Here is a 15,544-nt window from a genome sequence, read left to right as displayed (position 1 = left end):
GCTAGTCGAGCGAGGCGGTCCAACGAGTGCCGCCGCGTTGTAGGGTGACCGTTTGATCTTCGATCAACACGACCTTCACGCCATACTTCTCGCGGCCCACAGGAATCAGAGCCACCGCTCCTTCGATATCGAGAATGGCTTGAGGCTCGCCGAGATCAACGATGCCACGTAGCTGTACTGCTCCCTCAGTCACACGACTGGTGCGGGTGCCGGGGGTGACTTTCGGCGGCACGAACAGGTTATTACGCGTGGGAAACGGGGCCACGTAGTTCTTCATCGCCTCGACCACTTGCTGGCGAGTCGTTTCCTGGTCGCTTGTAGCAGCCACGGTTGCAACCACAGGTTGAATCGTGGGAGCCGATGCGGCAGGCGCGGCGACCGGCGGTTCCGCCTGCTGGCAGCCGATGGTCGCACCTAAGAGTAGCAAGGATGCCAAGATGTAAGGGGAACGCGACATTCGTTTCTGAGGTCATGCATGGCCAAAAGCTCACGCAGCGGCCGGGTGCCGTTGCTGTAGAAATGTAGCTTAAGTGCCAGGCGATGTAGAAACTCGTGCCAAGGAAACCAGCGCCGTGTGCAGGCCGGTGGAATCGGTTTTAACGGATGATCAGCTGATCCCACCACGACTTTTTCTCTGTGGGCTCCTCCGCCGGCTTCGCTGCGGGTTCCGGCATCCGCTCAATCATGCGTTGCTGACCAGGGTACACTCCGCCGGTGGCTCGGAATCGTGAATCGTAGTCACGACGCAACCGGCCTTCGGGAATCATGACCGAAGTTGCTGGTGGAGCGGGGGGGCGCAGGGCCACCGACGTACGCCCTGGCGGAGGAGGCATCCGCCGTACTTCCAGCGTTGCCGCTGGAGGTTGAGCACTGCCAGGTGGAGCGGGCATACGACGTAGCGAAACCGAAGGGACCGTATCAGCTGCACTGTGAGGTTCGGGAGCGATACCGGGTGCGGGAGTCGGAACCACTTCGGGACCACAGCACGGAGGTGCTGCGATGGTCTGATTGCACATGTTGCCATACGGAGGACACCCCTCGGCGCGGGGTACATGGTTCAGTCGGCAATCGATCGTGTCTTTCACCAACTGCTCACGGCAATCGAGTGGTCCGCTGTAGCCGACAATCCGGGGGGTGATGAACACCACGAGTTCACTCTCTCGAATATCAGTGCTCCGCGAACGGAACAACTGGCCAACGAATCGTACGTCTTTTAAGCCGGGCACGCCGCCGAACTCGCCGACATCGCTCCGTTGACGCATGCCGCCGATGACGAGTGTTTCGCCCGTCCGCACGCGTACGGTCGTACTGGTAGCTCGGGTATCGATCACCGGCTGATTGTCGCCTGGGGTGTAGCCGGTCAGGCGGCTGAACTCGGGGCGAATCGTGAGTTCCACGGTGCCGTCGGCCGCAATCTTGGGAATTACATCGAGTTTAATACCAGCATCCTTAAACGCGGTGCCGGCCAACTGTCCCCCTTGGCCAGTTTGCGTGATTTGTTGATAGGGAATCTGCGTGACCGCCTCGAAAGCAGCTTCCTCGTTGTCCATTACCGTGACGTTCGGATTGGCGAGCAACCGCGAGTCGTTTGCGGTTTGAATCGCCTGGGCAACCGCGCCAATATCGAAGTTGTTGTCCATGTGTGTAAACGTGAACAACGCCCCCGAAGCCGAAGGCGAGAAGGGGTTGGTGAGCGTGAAGTCGGTCGAAGCACTGCCAGTGGTGCGAGTATTGACCGTTTGCGCCCAGTTCATGCCGAGTTGTTCAATGTCGATTAGGCTCAGGTCGTAAATCAAAGCGGTGATTTGCACCTGCGGCCGCGGGCGATCCATTTGAGCTAACACCCGCTCGGCCATGGCCAGGTTATCGGCAAAGTCGACGATGATTAGGCGGTCTTCGTTGTCGATGGCCTCGACGCGTCCAACGGGACCAAGCACCGTGCTCAGTACCTGCTTAGCGTCGGCCACTGTGATGTATTGTGTATGGAAATAGCCGACTTCAAGTGGTTTGGGCCGACCTGTGCCATCGAGCATGCCCGGCCCACCGCTGGCGGCATCGACACTCGACACCAGCTCGCGAATCATCTTTACCCGCTCGGGGAAGTCGATCACGATCAGACTGCCCGCCGAATCGATCGCTTGCACTCGACCTTGGGGAGTACTCAGCAATCGGGCGGCTTCGACTAAGTCCGAAGGCTTCGCGTTCGCTACTTGAATGGCTTCGGAGACGAAGAAAGGGTTCACCTGTCCCAGTTGATCGAGCTTGCTTACCACGATGCTCTTACCCACCATGCGATAGCCGTAGCCATTGCCTAGCAGGATGGTGTCGAGAATCTCCTTGAGCGGAGCATCCTTGAAGACGCCGTTGACTTCGCCTTCGAGGTGGCCGGCAATAATGTTTACCTTCCAAAGCTCGTTGATCGTGAACAACGCCGCATCGAGGGTTGAGCCGCGCAGCACGAGGTCGCCTTCGGTTTCGAGGGCGGCCATTAATTCAGGGCTGGCGGTCTGCGACGATGCAGTGCCAAAGTTGATCGAAGGCCCGGTAGATTCCGGCTGTTGAGCCTGCACCGCGACAGACAGGCAGCAGATTGCCAGCATCATCCAAGTTGCGGGAAGCCATGCACTGTACGCGCAAACGGAACGCTTGCTGCGCGTAGTGGTCGGTGCTGGCTCCTGGTGCGGCATGCGTCCTCCAATGACGGTTGCGCGAACTGTCGGTCCATGAACGCGGTCTGGGATTGTCGGCTAGGCCGTTTTTCGAGCGAGCGTGAAGTACCACAACTCAAGCGAAAGTTCGACACGGCTTCCATCACCGGTCGAAGGTTTCAGGTCCAATGTTTGCACATGGACTTGTTTATCGTTTTGTTCAAAACTCTCAATCAAACGTCGCACGCTATTCGAAGGCCCAGCCAGCGATAACGTTACTTGTCGACGCTCCAACTGAAAAGTTGTTGGCGTTAACTTGCGGTTGAAGTTTTTTTCCAACGGGTCGTCGTCGTGACCCCACTCGCGTGAAACTGGGCTTCCCACATTCAATCGACGTAGCTGGCAACCACTGTCGCGTACCATCTTCACGATGGCGTTGCGGAACTCGGCTTCGTTGTTCTCGTTGAGTGTCTTGTTGCGTTGTTCCTCTGCCTTGGCTGTTTGTTCAGAGTAACGTGTTTCGAAACCGGGGAGCATGCGAGCCGATTCTTCGGCAAGTGCCAGCTTCTCTGCGATTTCGGATTTCTCGTTACAAAGTGCAATATAGTCATCGACTTCAGGCAGAACGAACACAAGACCTAGTAGAAGTGTTCCCGCAATGACAATTAGCCAACTTCGTCGGTCTTGGCAAAATATGACGATCTGGTCATCCATTACAGTGCCTCCTCAGGCCGGGTGTTGCGCCCTGTTAAATCAAGGTCCATCGATATGTCGAAGGTCGTCGAATCTCGGTTGTGACTGCGTCCAACTCCCGTTCCTTGCAGGGCGACTTGGCCAGTTCCTGGTAGATGCTGGAGGTTACCGACAAGGTCGTAGATGCTGCTTTCCGTATAACTGCTGCCAGCGAGAGTTGCGGTTTGCGCACCTTCGATGCGGACAGAAGCCAACCAGATTTCATCGGGAATGCTCTGTGTGAGATTCTTTAGCATTAGCGAATAGGGGGGCTTCGATAGCTTGCTGCCCATTTTACTGAGCTGCTCCAGCTCCTTTTGATCCGCCAGAATATCCATTCGCAATTGCGACGACCGGGCAGCTTGCGGGGCGAGCTGCGCCAGGTCGAATTTCATTTGTCCCATATTACGGTTGGTCGTCCAATTAAGCAGCATGAAGCCTGCTGCCAGCAACACGGCTGCAGCCATCGGAGCCAGCTTTGGTAACAGCAACCGGAGGAGCGGAGGATGGGTTACACCGGTTAGCTCCTCTACCAGATTGGGCCCTCGATCGGCTTCTTCGTCTTTTAGCGTCAAGGCCCCGCCGATAGCGGCTGCAAGTTCGGGAGTTAATTTTTCGCCGCGGAGCTCCCAGGGCAGTTCGAGACCGCCGGTTTCCAATGGAAACACCTGCAGGCGATCAAGGGGAGCGAGTTGGTCGCATGCTTGCTGCACTTGCTGGCGAGGTCCGCTCACCACGATTTGAGTCAGATTGCTATCTTCCAGGCCATGGTGACGCTGGCAGTACCGGCACAATCGGGTGTGGTGCTGTACGAGCAGTTTGCCGAGTTGCTGGATATCGACACCCCCACCCGGGCGATAGTCGAGGAACATGCGTCCGCCACCCATCACGCCGAGTTCCACGCGTGAGTCGTTCACACTGATCACCAGATCGGCTTTCGATTTTGACCTGCGGGCAAGATGAACCGTGCGGGCGAGAGCGACTTGCGACGATTGAATCGAATCGACCTCCATGCCCGATGCTTCTACCGTTTGCTTGAGAACCTGCAGCGTTTGTTCGGTAGCGACCGACAACAAAGCGTACGAGTGACGTGCATCCAAGGGGGTGCTGCTGCTGGCAATTACCTTTCGGCCTGGGCCGAGCATCAGATAAAGTTGGCTCCGCTCACGTAGTTGACCAGTTTCCCGGTTAACGTGTTCGGTGGTTCCAGTGACTGCGCGGGTAACGCACATTTCGCTGCTGAGCAGCAGTACCGCGCCGGAGCCTGCCAAACGTTCCTCGGTAGAGAGTTTGGTGAGAGCGGCGGTGAGCTCATGTTTGGTTTCGGGGGCATGCAGCGGTTCGTTGCTGGCTCGCCATTGCAGCGACCGGCAAACAGCAAGATCTTGTTGTTCACCAGGGCGTTCGACCACGATCACTGCATGCAGCATGGAAGGGGTGATATGGATTACCGGAGTCCGCCGCTCGGCATTGCGACGTCGATCACCATTTTGGCGACGATCGACTCGTTTGCGGCGATCGCCAGGCGTTCGTTGTTGGGGAGATGTACGGTTCATGTCTATTACAGTTCGACTGTTGCTTCCACGGTGCGTGTTACATTGCCGCTGACGCCGGTCGATACGATGTCCACATCGCCATCCGTCCCATCGCTCGCTGTTGCGGAGTAGGTGTTGTTTGCTGGATAACTACCGTCGGTTACTGTGCCACGCCACGCGTTGTCGGCCTCGAGTTCTGCACAGACGTGATGCACACCTGCGTTGGCAAGATAGATGGCGCGTTGGTAGTCATGTACGTTGCGAGCTACCGAGTATTGAAGGGTTTCTGTGGTGATCACATTCAATATCAGCGAGCTAACGATAAACACGACAAACAAACAAAGCAGTAGCGCCATGCCACGTTGATCGTGGCGGCGTCTTTTTCGCTGATTGTCGTAAAGGTGAATCATCGGTTACCAGGTGCGGATCCAGGCGTAACAGGAAACGGTGCGCACCGTTCCACCAGCGGCAGGCAAAGTGATTTGGACTGCGCATTTGATGGAGTGAATGTCTTCAACGACTGTAGTCGGAGTGGTGCCATCCGCTTCGTATCCGACGAACGTCAATTGATCGATGTTGAAAGCCAAGGGCTCGGTCGGCGAGGCCGGATCGATTCCGAACAGCACTTGACCACTGCCATCGTGCTGCCAGTGCCAGATTTCACCGGAGTCCATCGTGAGCGACAAGTTGCCGGTGGTGTCACTCGATGCGGAAATCGCAGAAACCCCACTCGCTTGGCGAGCGTTACGGACGATATGTCGCAGAGCAGCGTAGGCGGACTCCGCAACCTGCATGTCCGATTCGTGGGCCTGCCACACGGCGTAGCTCGATCGAATCAACACGACAACCGCCACCATGAGCGTCGCCATCATTGCAGTGGCGGCCATCAGTTCCAGCAGCGTAAAGCCGGATCGTCTATGGGGTGGCAAGCGATTCATACAGAGCAAACTTTCCGACTTTCGTGCGGAACGTGCAATTCTTCTCCGAGCTATCAAGGGTGTCGTCGCTATCTTCATCCAGGTAAGTCGTTACCTGGATGTGCATCAGTCGGTCGACCAGGCCACCGTTGGCTTCGGCATCCGAGCGATTCACCGAGTAACGTATGTCCGCGTGACCATCGGCAGCAAAATCGCCTGACGCTGAGCCTGAAGTCCAGGTCGCAGCTACCAGGGCTAGCTGTTCCTCCAGTTTGCTTACCGCGTAGTTGGTCATTAGTTGTCGTTGGTCAATCGTACGGCTGGCGATCATTCCGTCTCGCAACAATTCCAGTCCCCCAACTAGCGCAACTGCACACAACGTCGAGGCCATTGCTACCTCGAGTAATGAGTATCCGCTTCGGTGGCTTGGCGATTGTCGATTCATCGTTCAGCAATACAACGTGACTAGCATCTGGGAATGAAAATCTCCCCTGAAATCTAGGACGTTCTGTTCGCGAATCAACGTGGATTTCACGCTGGTAGCGAAATAATGAACAGCAACTATTCGCTGGAATAAGCGCTGGTATCGTTACAAGCTGACTTTGCTCGACGAGATCGTTCCGGTTGCCCGATAGACCGAAATGGTCCATGTGTAGAAATGGCCGGTCACCTGGATGGTGCCGACGCCGGTGCCGGAGCCGAGGGATCCGTCGAAGTCGAAGGCCCACTGATCCGTGGCCGTAGTGACAAGAGTACCTTCGGGAACATCGACGATACGGTCAACTACTACAGCACCGCTTCCAGTGTCGCGATAGAGGGTGTAGCTAGTGACGATCCCCCCATCACGCGTGAGCTGCAGATAGTGGTTATCACCAGTACTGATGGTTCTCGCCCGAGCTTGATTCAAGTCGAGCATTAGCATGCGGGTGAATCCCGCGGCGTTGGTACTTTGGTAAGTAGATGCACCGAACCGCAAGAAGACCGCCGACGAGATGATTCCAATGATGGTAAGCACCGCCATGAGTTCAATCAGCGAAAACGCACGTCGCGCATTAGCGCGACGTGCGTTGTGAACTCGAAAGTAGCGGTCCGATCCCATCGTCTACTCTGCGTGCTGTTACTACTGCACGCGGTGCGTGGTGGTATTCAGTGCGTAGGCCGAGTTGTCGGTCGGGTTCACTGGAATGCCGTCGGGGAAGTAATTGGTGTTAGCGCCGATGTCGCTTAGATCGTCGGCGGGCCAGCTACCGGTCTCGATATAGTACCGCTCTACGGCCGAATTGATGGTGGCCTTGTTGTGCTCATGAACCTTTTGCTTCGCCGTGGCGGACGAAACACTAACACGAGGCACTACGATGGCAGCGATAATACCAAGGATGGTCACCACCGCTAAAAGCTCCATCAGGGAGAAACCGCTGCGTTTGGTGGATGTTCGTCTCATGATTCTGGGACCTCTAGTGTATGTCGCGTGTCGGTTCTGTGTGTGTCCACCCGACGGTGGTGAAAGTCAATAAACAAGCTGTCAAATGGAACTAGGCGTTTGTTCTAACATAGGTCGCAGCAAATCGGCGTCAGGTAAAACTGATCCAGATTGCGCTTAATGCGTGTGGCCTATGACGGTTCCTGTGGTTGTGTCGATCGTATAGGGAGTGCCATCTACTGGGCACGTCGGGAGACCTTCAGGGAAGTAGGTAACGTCTGCACCAGCGTCCGACATGTTGGCTGATGGATAGCTGCTGTGATTTCGCAACCATAATTGTGTTTGCAGTTCAATTTCGGCCTGGTTCATATAGCAGGCTTCTTTGCTGCACTCGCTTATCTGGTTCGTTGCTCGCGGAATGATCACCGTTGCCAGAATGCCCAGTAACACGAGCACAGCAAGCAGTTCGATGATCGAGAATCCTGCTTGTGGGTAACTATTGTTATTCATTTCTACTTGCCTACGGTGTTAATCATGTCGAACATCGGCAAGTAAATCGCCATCAACACCGCCGCCACGGCAGCTGCCAGAGTCATCGTGAGAATTGGCTCAATCGCGGCCACAAACACGGTAGCTTTGCGTTCAATCTCCGAGGAGAGGTGATCGCAGATATGTCGGGTTGATTTGGTTAGCATGCCGGTTTGCTCGCCGATAATCACCAGTTGGCTTACCATAGGAGGGAAGAACGAAGAGTGTCGTTCCATTTCGCGACTGAAGCGTTCGCCACGGATCACCGCCTTTTGGAGTTCGCGAACGCGTACTTTAGCGGAGCGGTTTGTAACCGATTCGGAGGCTTCTCCAAGTGCATCGGCAAGGGTAAAACCGGCTTTTAGTAGATCGCCTAGCACTTCCATCATTTGTAGCAGGGCCATTTCGCGAAGCCAGGGGCCCACGACTGGGATCTTTAATAGCGATTCATCCATGCGGAAGGCAAATTCTTCATTCCGCCGCAATTGCCGGATGGCAACCGTCGTGAGAATGATACCGCCGATAATGAACAGCAGATAGCTACGGCTGAATGCACCAACTGCGATGAGGGCTTGAGTGATGGCCGGCAAGGGTACTTTGGCGTTGTCGTAGGTTTGCTCGAATACTGGTACCACGTACGTGAGCAAAAAGGTAATAACGGCCGTGCCAACGATTACCAGCAGGGCAGGGTAGGTGAGTTTCTTAATGATCTCACTGCGGAGCTTACCTGCTTTTTCGCGATGTTCGGCGAGGTGTCGGAGCGACTCACCAAGGTGACCTGCACGTTCGCCAACCTTCACTTGGCTAATCAGCACCGCGTCGAATGTGCTGGGGTAATGGCTTAAAGCGCCGCTAAAGCTTTCGCCGTTCTCGAGTCGTTTTCGGAGGACTTCGAGCATGCGGCGATAGGTTTCGGTCCCTTTTTCTTCCGACAGAGTGGCTAATGCTTTGGGGAGTGAAACACCATTTTCGATCAAAGTCGACAACTGACGGAACAGGTAGGTGACTTGCTTGTTCTTTAGATGACCTGAATCGAGTTTGTGTTTGTTGCTGGTCCGCAGGCCACCTCGCGCAGCATTATTCTTTCTCGCTTTCGAGAACGAAGGTAACTTCAAGCTGTCGAGTAGGGGACTCATAGCACTCTTAATCTAGCAGTCGATGAGACTAGCCATTTACCTTGTAATACACTTCTTCCAGGGTCGTGCGACCAGCAAATACTTGTTCAAGGCCAGCCGTAGCCAGTTCGACCATGCCTTGCGAGATGGCAATTTCTCGCAGGCGATTCGCGGGTAGCCCCTTTTCGATTCCGTCGGATAATTCAGGCGTGATCACCATGATTTCATAAATCGGAATTCGTCCCAGGTACCCGGTGCCGAGACATTTTTTGCAGCCGCGTCCGCGGAAGTAGACCGGGTTTTTGTCGACCGGACAGTTTTTTGCAAGGGCTTGCAGCAAGGATGGGTTCGGATCGGCCGGTTCTTTGCACTCGGGACATATCGAACGCAATAATCGCTGAGCGACAGAGCCCAACAATGCACCGCCGATCTTGAAGTTGTCGACGCCCAAGTCATTCAAACGAGCAACCGCACCCACTGCATCGTTGGTATGCAGCGTACTGATAAGCAAATGGCCCGTTAAGGCGGCTTGCACACTAGTCGTGGCGGTTTCGTGGTCGCGAATCTCGCCCACCATGATCACGTCGGGGTCCTGACGCATGATGTATTTCAATGCGTTGGCAAAACCCAATCCGTAGTCGTTGTCGGAGGCCACCTGATTGATGCCAGGGAGTCGATACTCGACTGGATCTTCAACGGTAACAATGTTTCGATTGATACTATTGAGTGGCCTTGTTGACTAACTCCACTCGAACTGTGGAAGCCCGAGTTGGGTGAATTGATTGATGATTTTACAGGGCCTTGTTGACTAACTCCACTCGAACTGTGGAAGCCCGAGTTGGGTGAATTGATTGATGATTTTACAGCGCAAGCGGGCTTCCGTTTGTTGGTTTTCGAATACTCGGTTTTTGAGATGGCTCCCAAAGCTTTGTTTCACTCGGTACATGGTCGTTTCCGCCAAGCTTCTACGATGATAGCCCACTTCCTCTTTCCAACTCCTACGCCCCTTGCGTCGAATCTGACGAATTGCCTCGTCCCGGGGCAAAGGCTCCTCCGCAGAGTTGCCATGTTGTTTGATCTTGGCGTTGTGCTGCGGCGGAATCACCGGCTCAATGCCTTCGGATTCCAGCCCTTCATAAACCTTCCACTTGTCGTAACTACCGTCGCCGTGAAACTTTTTTACGGGCTGCTCCACCTGCTCCAGCATTTCGGGAACCGCATCGGCATCGTGGCAACTGTTCTCGGTCAAAATCTCCGCCACAATCTCGCGGGTGTCAGGATTCACCGACAAATGCAGCTTCCGCCATGTCCGCCGCTTCGACTTGCCATGCGTCCGCATCTTCCATTCGCCCTCGCCAAACACTTTCATGCCGGTGCTATCCACCACGATATCGATGTCGCCCCTCTTGTTAGCGATATCGAGCGAAACATTCAGCTTGCTGGCTCGCTTGGCGAGCGAAGAATAATTGGGAATCGCTGCCTCGACGCCCAACATCGCCACCAGCGAGCGGCCGAATCCCTCAGTCTGCCGATAGGGAAGTTTCAGCAGTTCGCGAATCGTCAGCAAGCACTCGATCGCCGTATCGCTGAAGACAAAAGGGCGACCGACTTTTGTCTGGTCGTTAGGATGTTCCCAGTTCTCCAACGCCTCGTCGCTAAACCAAATAGTGATGTTTCCACGCTCGATGAGCGACTTGTTATACTCCTTCCAGTTCGTGACTTTGTAGGTTCGTTTTTCTTTCGTAGCCATGTTCGATCTCCGTAAAAAAGGTACGTGGTTCCATTCCACGTTAGTTTTTACGGAGGTTTGTGACTAATTGTTCAACAAGGCCCTATTGAGTTGCGAGAGAATCGCATACATCGAGGTCGTTTTACCGGAACCTGTAGGGCCGGTCACCACGAGCATGCCATGCGGTTTATCGATCAGCGATTGCAGGGTCTTCAAATCGCGATCGTGCAGACCGAGCGATTTGAGGTCGAAGACTTTATTGCCTTCGTCGAGCAAACGCATCACAACTTTCTCGCCACCCACGGTTGGAATAGAGCTAACACGAAAGTTGACGCGTGCCCCGGCTTCACTCACACTAAGCCGCCCGTCCTGCGGACGACGATTCTCGGTGGTATCCATGTCGGCCATGACTTTGATGCGCGAGACGACTGCTTCCTCAATGTGATTGGGAATCGTCATCACCTGCTGTAATTCACCATCCACCCGATAGCGTACCCGCATTTCGGGGATGTGAGGCTCGAGGTGAATATCGCTTGTGCCTGCATTGATCGCACCCATGAGAATCGCCCGCACCAGGCGGACGACAGGAGCCAGGTCTTCTTTTTCGACTGGCTCTTCCGCGAGCGACTCGTCGATTGAGTCTTCCGCAGCCGCCAGATCGGCCATCTTCATGTCAACAATCGTCTGGCGAGCAACAATTCGGTCGTCGAAGCTGCGGTCGATCGCCGATTGGAGAGGGCTGTCGAGTGCTACGACCGGCTCGACATGATAGCCAGTGATCAGCTCGGTTTCGGCAATCGTCTCAATGTCGTCGGGGGCCACCATGGCTAATTGCATTTGATTGCCGGAGACACCGACTGGCACACAACCGCGTTGGCGAGCCATTGTTTCCGGTAGCAAACGGGCGATCTGTGGATTGACTGCTTGCGGCACCAGCTCGAAGTAGGGCACTCCATATTGTTCGGACAGCGCTTGTCCTAATTGATCGAACGAGATCAGTCCTCGGCGAACCAGGATCTGTCCCAGCATACCGCGTTCGTTGCCCTGAGCCATCAGCGCACTGTCCAATTGACTGGATGTGATCCAGCCATGATTAACCAGGATGTCGCCAAGTCGGGCCATGGAGTTGATTCAGTCTGTGAGTGCTATCCGTCAGGTCTACAGTTCGAGCCCAGCCAGACGGTTGACCTTGTGTTCGAGAGTTTGAGGATCGTATGGCGTTACCAGATACTCATCCGCACCCGCATTGAACGCTTGTTGCACGTCGTCGAGTTCGGAGTTGGGCGAAAGCAGCATGGTGGGAATCTTCGATGTTTTCACTTCGTTACTGATACGATTGAGAAACTCGAAGCCGTCCATGCCGGGCAGAAAGTGCCCGATGATCATCAGATCGGTAGAGCTCTTCTCAAGCCAATGTAAGGCTTCTTCGGCCGAGTGAAGCACCGATACTTCATGCCCCAGCAATTCCAGACGAAACGAAGTGATCTCGGCTAAAGTCGGATCTTCTTCGATCAGCAGAATGTGATTCTTGTTCTTCGCCACAATAATGTTGGTAGTACGTCAAGGGGATCGTCAAACAGCAAGCAGCCGATGCTTGTTGCAAAAGCAGAGGTTCGGCGTGTTCAATGAGCGCAGAAACTCAGAGGTATGTACCTTTTTTGCAACGCCCTGCAAGTTGTGTTTGCCGCAGCATGGAAGAGAAACGGATGGAGCACTCGTAAGGGGAATGCCATCTGTTGCAGATATCTTGTCTACCGAGCTTCGGTCCACTTAATCAGACGAATGCCAGGCCCTTTTCCCGAGTGGTAAATCGCATCGACTTCTTCCCCTGAGAGTGCCCGATTGTACAAGCGGACGTCTCCCATTCGGCCTTGGTAGAGTCCATCGCTGGGCCAGTTGCTACCCCCGATGAAGTTGTAGACTCGCGAAACATTCGTCGGAAGTACTCGACTGTCCGTACGAACCTGCTCGCCATCGACATACAACCGAATCACCCCTTGGCGATCAATTGTGCCAGCGTAGTGGTGCCAAGCGTTGTTTACAATCGTGCCGGCCTGATAAGAGTGCATGCCAGGAGCAGCAATCATGCGCAGGCTATCGGTCGTGTCGAAGCGGCCAAAGTCGATTTCTTCCCAGGTTCCATTGGCCAGCTGAATGAATTTGCCATAGAACGGCGAAGCTGTCGGACGTGCCCAAACCGAAAGTGAAACTCCTGTTTGAAATGTATCGTCAATGACGGGAAGCTGAACGAAGTCGTCGGTTCCGTCGAATTCCATCACGGGTTGATCTGCATGGATCCCACTAGTGGCAAGTGTGGGACCTCCGTGGATCACGCCATCACGGGCGTTTGGCGTGCTATCATAGGCAGTGTTGCCAGCCGATTCATCAAGCTTCCACCAACCGATTAGACCATATAGTCGGGATACTTCTTGTTCAGAGATGGCACGATTGTAGACTCGCACATCGGCGAGTCCCCCATCCCATAACCGCGAGGTTGCTTCAGTGTTGCGAGCGATGTTTACGGCAACCGTGTTAGTGCGTAGAAGGCCTGTATGACTAGAGGCCCCTTCAAGTTCGCCATTCACGTAGATCTTCGCGATCGTCCCGTCGTAAGTAGCGACCACGTGCTTCCAGCCACCTGTCATGGTTGAACTTGCATTGGCTAGGGCCATCCCGCCAGATTGCAAATCCATGTGGCAGGTCAAGTAGTCGCTATTGAGATACTGATGAAGTCGCCAACTGGAATCGCCCTTAGCAATGACTGGGTTGTAATGGTTGTACGTATCGGCTCTTGTCCACGCGGCGATTGTAATAGCCTCTTCAATGTTGTAGGAGCTATGATGGGGAATGCTCACGTACGCAGAGCTTCCATCGAACTCAGCCGAGTACTCACCGGAGTAGGGTTGGTCGGTATTCACGGTAACCGTGCCTTGGTAGGTTCCATGGTTACCGATGCCAGAACTATCGTAAGCGGTGCTGCCACTCGTTTCGTCAAGCTGCCAGTGACCAACGAGACCGTAGATTTCGGCGATTTCTGCTTCGGAGATTATGTAACTATAGACACGCAAGTCGTCGATACCCCCGCTGAAACGCTCGCTAGATCCGGTGCGAGTTCCCATGGTGAGTGTCGCTGCGGCAACATCCGATAGTGCCAGAGTGCCTGATTGGTGCAGCTTGCCGTTCAGGTAGATGTCGTAGGTGCCCTTGGTGGAATCGTAACGATACACTATATGGGTCCACTCTTTGTCGTTTGTGAACAGGCGATTCACATAGGTGCCCCCTCCGATGGCGATATCCAGATAGAGGACAGCGGTGCTTTCGAGTCGAGCTTCCCAGGCGTCGCTGACGCCGAAAATGCGCTCGACCCATTGAGGAGAGGAACCTGGGTGAAACCAGAAGGCGACACTGCCGATCGGCGGTGGGTCGAATGTAGTGCTGGTCGCCGCAGTATTCAAACCACTGAACTGAAGCGAATCGTCGCGCACGCCAGGGGTCCAGGTGGGCGTGCCAGCGCTGAAAGTCGCGTTATTAGCCTTCGGTGACGAGTCGGCAATGGTGGTTCCGGTACCTTCGTCGAACTTCCAGTGGCCGATGAGGCCATAGAGGTCGATCACCTCCGAGGCACTGATCGCGGTGTTATAGACTCGGATATCATCGAGAGAACCAGTTAGATATAGAGCGTAGTAAGGGGTTCCTTCGTCTCCGGCGATGGTTTGATTGCCGACTGTATAGTTGGGGTAACCGGAAGTGGTACCGCTACCAGCCAGCACTCCGTCGACATAAATCTTTAGCGACCGATTCGAGCTATTGAACGTCGCGCAGTAATGATGCCACCCTTTGCCTATACGACTCCCACCAGATGCGGCTACTGCTTCGATGGAGCCACCGTTCCAGAACGTGATCACGGGTGAATTAGAAGCCGAATAGTGAGCGAGCAAAGCAACGCAGTTACCGATGGAAAGCACTGCTGCACCGTCGGTATCCGAGGCGGTGACATTCGCCCAGCCGGCAACGGTAAAGCTGCCTGGTTCACCGAGTTCGCTGTTGATGTAGCAATAAGAACCCTTAGGAACTTTGAGTCCACCGTCGCGCTTAGCGGTGATCCAGGTAGGAGACCCGGAGAGTGTGCCATTGCGATGGTAGTCAGAAGCATCGGCAGACGAGGTACCTGAGGTTTCGTCAAACTTCCAGTGCAGGATCAGTTTGTTGTAGTCGCTTGCCGCCCAGTCGATGGCTCGCTCAGCGATGAGGAGTCCATTGCTGTTCAGAGACGACCAATTGAAGCTGTCGCTCCCCCAGGGCATCGCCACTCGACGACCGGCTGCATTGCCGCCGCCCGCCAATGCACCGCCAACTTCGATAACGCCCAGCATTTTGCCGTTACCATAGCTTGAGTTCTGCGATAACAGCGTCATGCCAGAGGCAAGCGTATTCTTTCTCATCGCAAGCTGCTGCGTGGAAGAGACGATGGTCAACGAGCCAGTAGATAAGCCTGAGGTAATAGGGTGATTGTTAGAAGTGACCTCCGTATGAGAGAAGAAATCATGCCAACCCTGGTTTGAGGAATATCCAAGGTGTTGATCTAGGTAGGGATTCTCGTTCACGACTCCCGCCGTGGTATTCTTGCACTTATCCAGAACTTCCCACTCGGAGGTAGTTGCAGAGATGTAAACCACATCGACGGCCGCCATGGCGGTGTCGAAAGTCGCTTGCGACGCATTGCCATCGATTGTGGTAACCGTATGTCCCCAGCTCTCAAACTGAGTTTTCCGCGATTGCTCGGAAGCGTTGATGCTACCATCGCGCATGACCAGTAGCACGTTGGCTCCCTGGCATTCCTCAAGGAGTCCACACGCGAGCATCCCCAGCAAGATGGCGAACGCCAGGGGAATACGATGCGGCAAACGGTGGCGACTCATT

16 protein-coding genes are annotated in these 15,544 nt (G+C 54.7%); all 16 read right to left on the bottom strand.

Features of this window, described 5'->3' with window-relative positions:
• Nucleotide 1 precedes the first annotated feature (1 nt).
• Nucleotides 2-457 carry a hypothetical protein gene (locus Pan181_RS15990; RefSeq protein ID WP_145248091.1) on the bottom strand — a complete coding sequence of 152 codons (456 nt, stop codon included), beginning with the start codon at nt 455-457 and terminating at the stop codon, nt 2-4.
• A gap of 139 nt (nt 458-596) precedes the next feature.
• Complete coding sequence (locus tag Pan181_RS15985) at nt 597-2,687, bottom strand: secretin N-terminal domain-containing protein (RefSeq protein ID WP_145248089.1); 2,091 nt, start codon at nt 2,685-2,687, stop codon at nt 597-599.
• Between the two features lie 60 nt (nt 2,688-2,747).
• Complete coding sequence (locus Pan181_RS15980) at nt 2,748-3,362, bottom strand: hypothetical protein (protein ID WP_145248087.1); 615 nt, start codon at nt 3,360-3,362, stop codon at nt 2,748-2,750.
• Nucleotides 3,362-4,936 carry a PilN domain-containing protein gene (locus Pan181_RS15975; RefSeq protein WP_145248085.1) on the bottom strand — a complete coding sequence of 525 codons (1,575 nt, stop codon included), beginning with the start codon at nt 4,934-4,936 and terminating at the stop codon, nt 3,362-3,364. Before Pan181_RS15975 ends, Pan181_RS15980 begins: the two co-directional genes overlap by 1 nt.
• 5 nt (nt 4,937-4,941) lie before the next feature.
• Nucleotides 4,942-5,325: a hypothetical protein gene (locus Pan181_RS15970; RefSeq protein ID WP_145248083.1), complete on the bottom strand. Its 384-nt coding sequence runs from the start codon at nt 5,323-5,325 to the stop codon at nt 4,942-4,944.
• Nucleotides 5,326-5,328: 3 nt separating this feature from the next.
• Nucleotides 5,329-5,853 carry a PilW family protein gene (locus Pan181_RS15965; protein WP_261342231.1) on the bottom strand — a complete coding sequence of 175 codons (525 nt, stop codon included), beginning with the start codon at nt 5,851-5,853 and terminating at the stop codon, nt 5,329-5,331.
• Entirely contained in the window at nt 5,831-6,223 is a 393-nt protein-coding gene (locus Pan181_RS15960; protein WP_197528411.1) for a hypothetical protein, read from the bottom strand. The genes Pan181_RS15965 and Pan181_RS15960 overlap by 23 nt, the downstream gene beginning before the upstream one ends.
• A gap of 198 nt (nt 6,224-6,421) precedes the next feature.
• Nucleotides 6,422-6,931 carry a prepilin-type N-terminal cleavage/methylation domain-containing protein gene (locus Pan181_RS15955; protein WP_145248064.1) on the bottom strand — a complete coding sequence of 170 codons (510 nt, stop codon included), beginning with the start codon at nt 6,929-6,931 and terminating at the stop codon, nt 6,422-6,424.
• A 21-nt stretch (nt 6,932-6,952) separates the two neighbouring features.
• Nucleotides 6,953-7,273, bottom strand: a complete 321-nt coding sequence (locus Pan181_RS15950) for a competence type IV pilus major pilin ComGC (RefSeq protein ID WP_145248062.1) — start codon at nt 7,271-7,273, stop codon at nt 6,953-6,955.
• A gap of 156 nt (nt 7,274-7,429) precedes the next feature.
• Nucleotides 7,430-7,762 (bottom strand): competence type IV pilus major pilin ComGC, encoded by a 333-nt coding sequence (locus Pan181_RS15945; protein ID WP_145248060.1) that lies wholly within the window; start codon nt 7,760-7,762, stop codon nt 7,430-7,432.
• Nucleotides 7,763-7,764: 2 nt separating this feature from the next.
• Nucleotides 7,765-8,916 carry a type II secretion system F family protein gene (locus Pan181_RS15940; protein ID WP_145248058.1) on the bottom strand — a complete coding sequence of 384 codons (1,152 nt, stop codon included), beginning with the start codon at nt 8,914-8,916 and terminating at the stop codon, nt 7,765-7,767.
• Between the two features lie 28 nt (nt 8,917-8,944).
• A complete protein-coding gene (locus Pan181_RS15935; protein WP_145248056.1) occupies nt 8,945-9,613 on the bottom strand; it encodes a GspE/PulE family protein in 669 nt (222 codons plus the stop codon).
• A gap of 90 nt (nt 9,614-9,703) precedes the next feature.
• The gene (locus Pan181_RS15930) at nt 9,704-10,645 is read right to left on the bottom strand and encodes an IS5 family transposase (RefSeq protein WP_145244898.1); all 942 of its coding nucleotides are present in this window, start codon (nt 10,643-10,645) and stop codon (nt 9,704-9,706) included.
• Nucleotides 10,646-10,708: 63 nt separating this feature from the next.
• The gene (locus Pan181_RS15925; RefSeq protein WP_145248054.1) at nt 10,709-11,746 is read right to left on the bottom strand and encodes a GspE/PulE family protein; all 1,038 of its coding nucleotides are present in this window, start codon (nt 11,744-11,746) and stop codon (nt 10,709-10,711) included.
• Between the two features lie 36 nt (nt 11,747-11,782).
• Nucleotides 11,783-12,166 (bottom strand): response regulator, encoded by a 384-nt coding sequence (locus tag Pan181_RS15920; RefSeq protein ID WP_197528410.1) that lies wholly within the window; start codon nt 12,164-12,166, stop codon nt 11,783-11,785.
• A gap of 209 nt (nt 12,167-12,375) precedes the next feature.
• Nucleotides 12,376-15,543: a LamG domain-containing protein gene (locus Pan181_RS15915; protein ID WP_197528409.1), complete on the bottom strand. Its 3,168-nt coding sequence runs from the start codon at nt 15,541-15,543 to the stop codon at nt 12,376-12,378.
• Nucleotide 15,544 lies beyond the last annotated feature (1 nt).

Source organism: Aeoliella mucimassa (assembly GCF_007748035.1).
GTDB lineage: Bacteria > Planctomycetota > Planctomycetia > Pirellulales > Lacipirellulaceae > Aeoliella > Aeoliella mucimassa.
The sequence above is the reverse complement of the archived record's forward strand: the minus strand, read 5'-3'. Positions and strand labels throughout refer to the sequence as shown.

Excerpts from the sequence above, each read along its gene's own strand:
- Pan181_RS15965 (WP_261342231.1), bottom strand. The coding sequence starts at position 5,853 with ATGAATCGCTTGCCACCCCATAGACGATCCGGCTTTACGCTGCTGGAA.
- Pan181_RS15970 (WP_145248083.1), bottom strand. The coding sequence starts at position 5,325 with ATGATTCACCTTTACGACAATCAGCGAAAAAGACGCCGCCACGATCAA.
- Pan181_RS15960 (WP_197528411.1), bottom strand. The coding sequence starts at position 6,223 with ATGGCCTCGACGTTGTGTGCAGTTGCGCTAGTTGGGGGACTGGAATTG.
- Pan181_RS15925 (WP_145248054.1), bottom strand. The coding sequence starts at position 11,746 with ATGGCCCGACTTGGCGACATCCTGGTTAATCATGGCTGGATCACATCC.
- Pan181_RS15980 (WP_145248087.1), bottom strand. The coding sequence starts at position 3,362 with ATGGATGACCAGATCGTCATATTTTGCCAAGACCGACGAAGTTGGCTA.
- Pan181_RS15940 (WP_145248058.1), bottom strand. The coding sequence starts at position 8,916 with ATGAGTCCCCTACTCGACAGCTTGAAGTTACCTTCGTTCTCGAAAGCG.
- Pan181_RS15955 (WP_145248064.1), bottom strand. The coding sequence starts at position 6,931 with ATGGGATCGGACCGCTACTTTCGAGTTCACAACGCACGTCGCGCTAAT.
- Pan181_RS15915 (WP_197528409.1), bottom strand. The coding sequence starts at position 15,543 with ATGAGTCGCCACCGTTTGCCGCATCGTATTCCCCTGGCGTTCGCCATC.
- Pan181_RS15985 (WP_145248089.1), bottom strand. The coding sequence starts at position 2,687 with ATGCCGCACCAGGAGCCAGCACCGACCACTACGCGCAGCAAGCGTTCC.
- Pan181_RS15930 (WP_145244898.1), bottom strand. The coding sequence starts at position 10,645 with ATGGCTACGAAAGAAAAACGAACCTACAAAGTCACGAACTGGAAGGAG.
- Pan181_RS15990 (WP_145248091.1), bottom strand. The coding sequence starts at position 457 with ATGTCGCGTTCCCCTTACATCTTGGCATCCTTGCTACTCTTAGGTGCG.
- Pan181_RS15950 (WP_145248062.1), bottom strand. The coding sequence starts at position 7,273 with ATGAGACGAACATCCACCAAACGCAGCGGTTTCTCCCTGATGGAGCTT.
- Pan181_RS15945 (WP_145248060.1), bottom strand. The coding sequence starts at position 7,762 with ATGAATAACAATAGTTACCCACAAGCAGGATTCTCGATCATCGAACTG.
- Pan181_RS15975 (WP_145248085.1), bottom strand. The coding sequence starts at position 4,936 with ATGAACCGTACATCTCCCCAACAACGAACGCCTGGCGATCGCCGCAAA.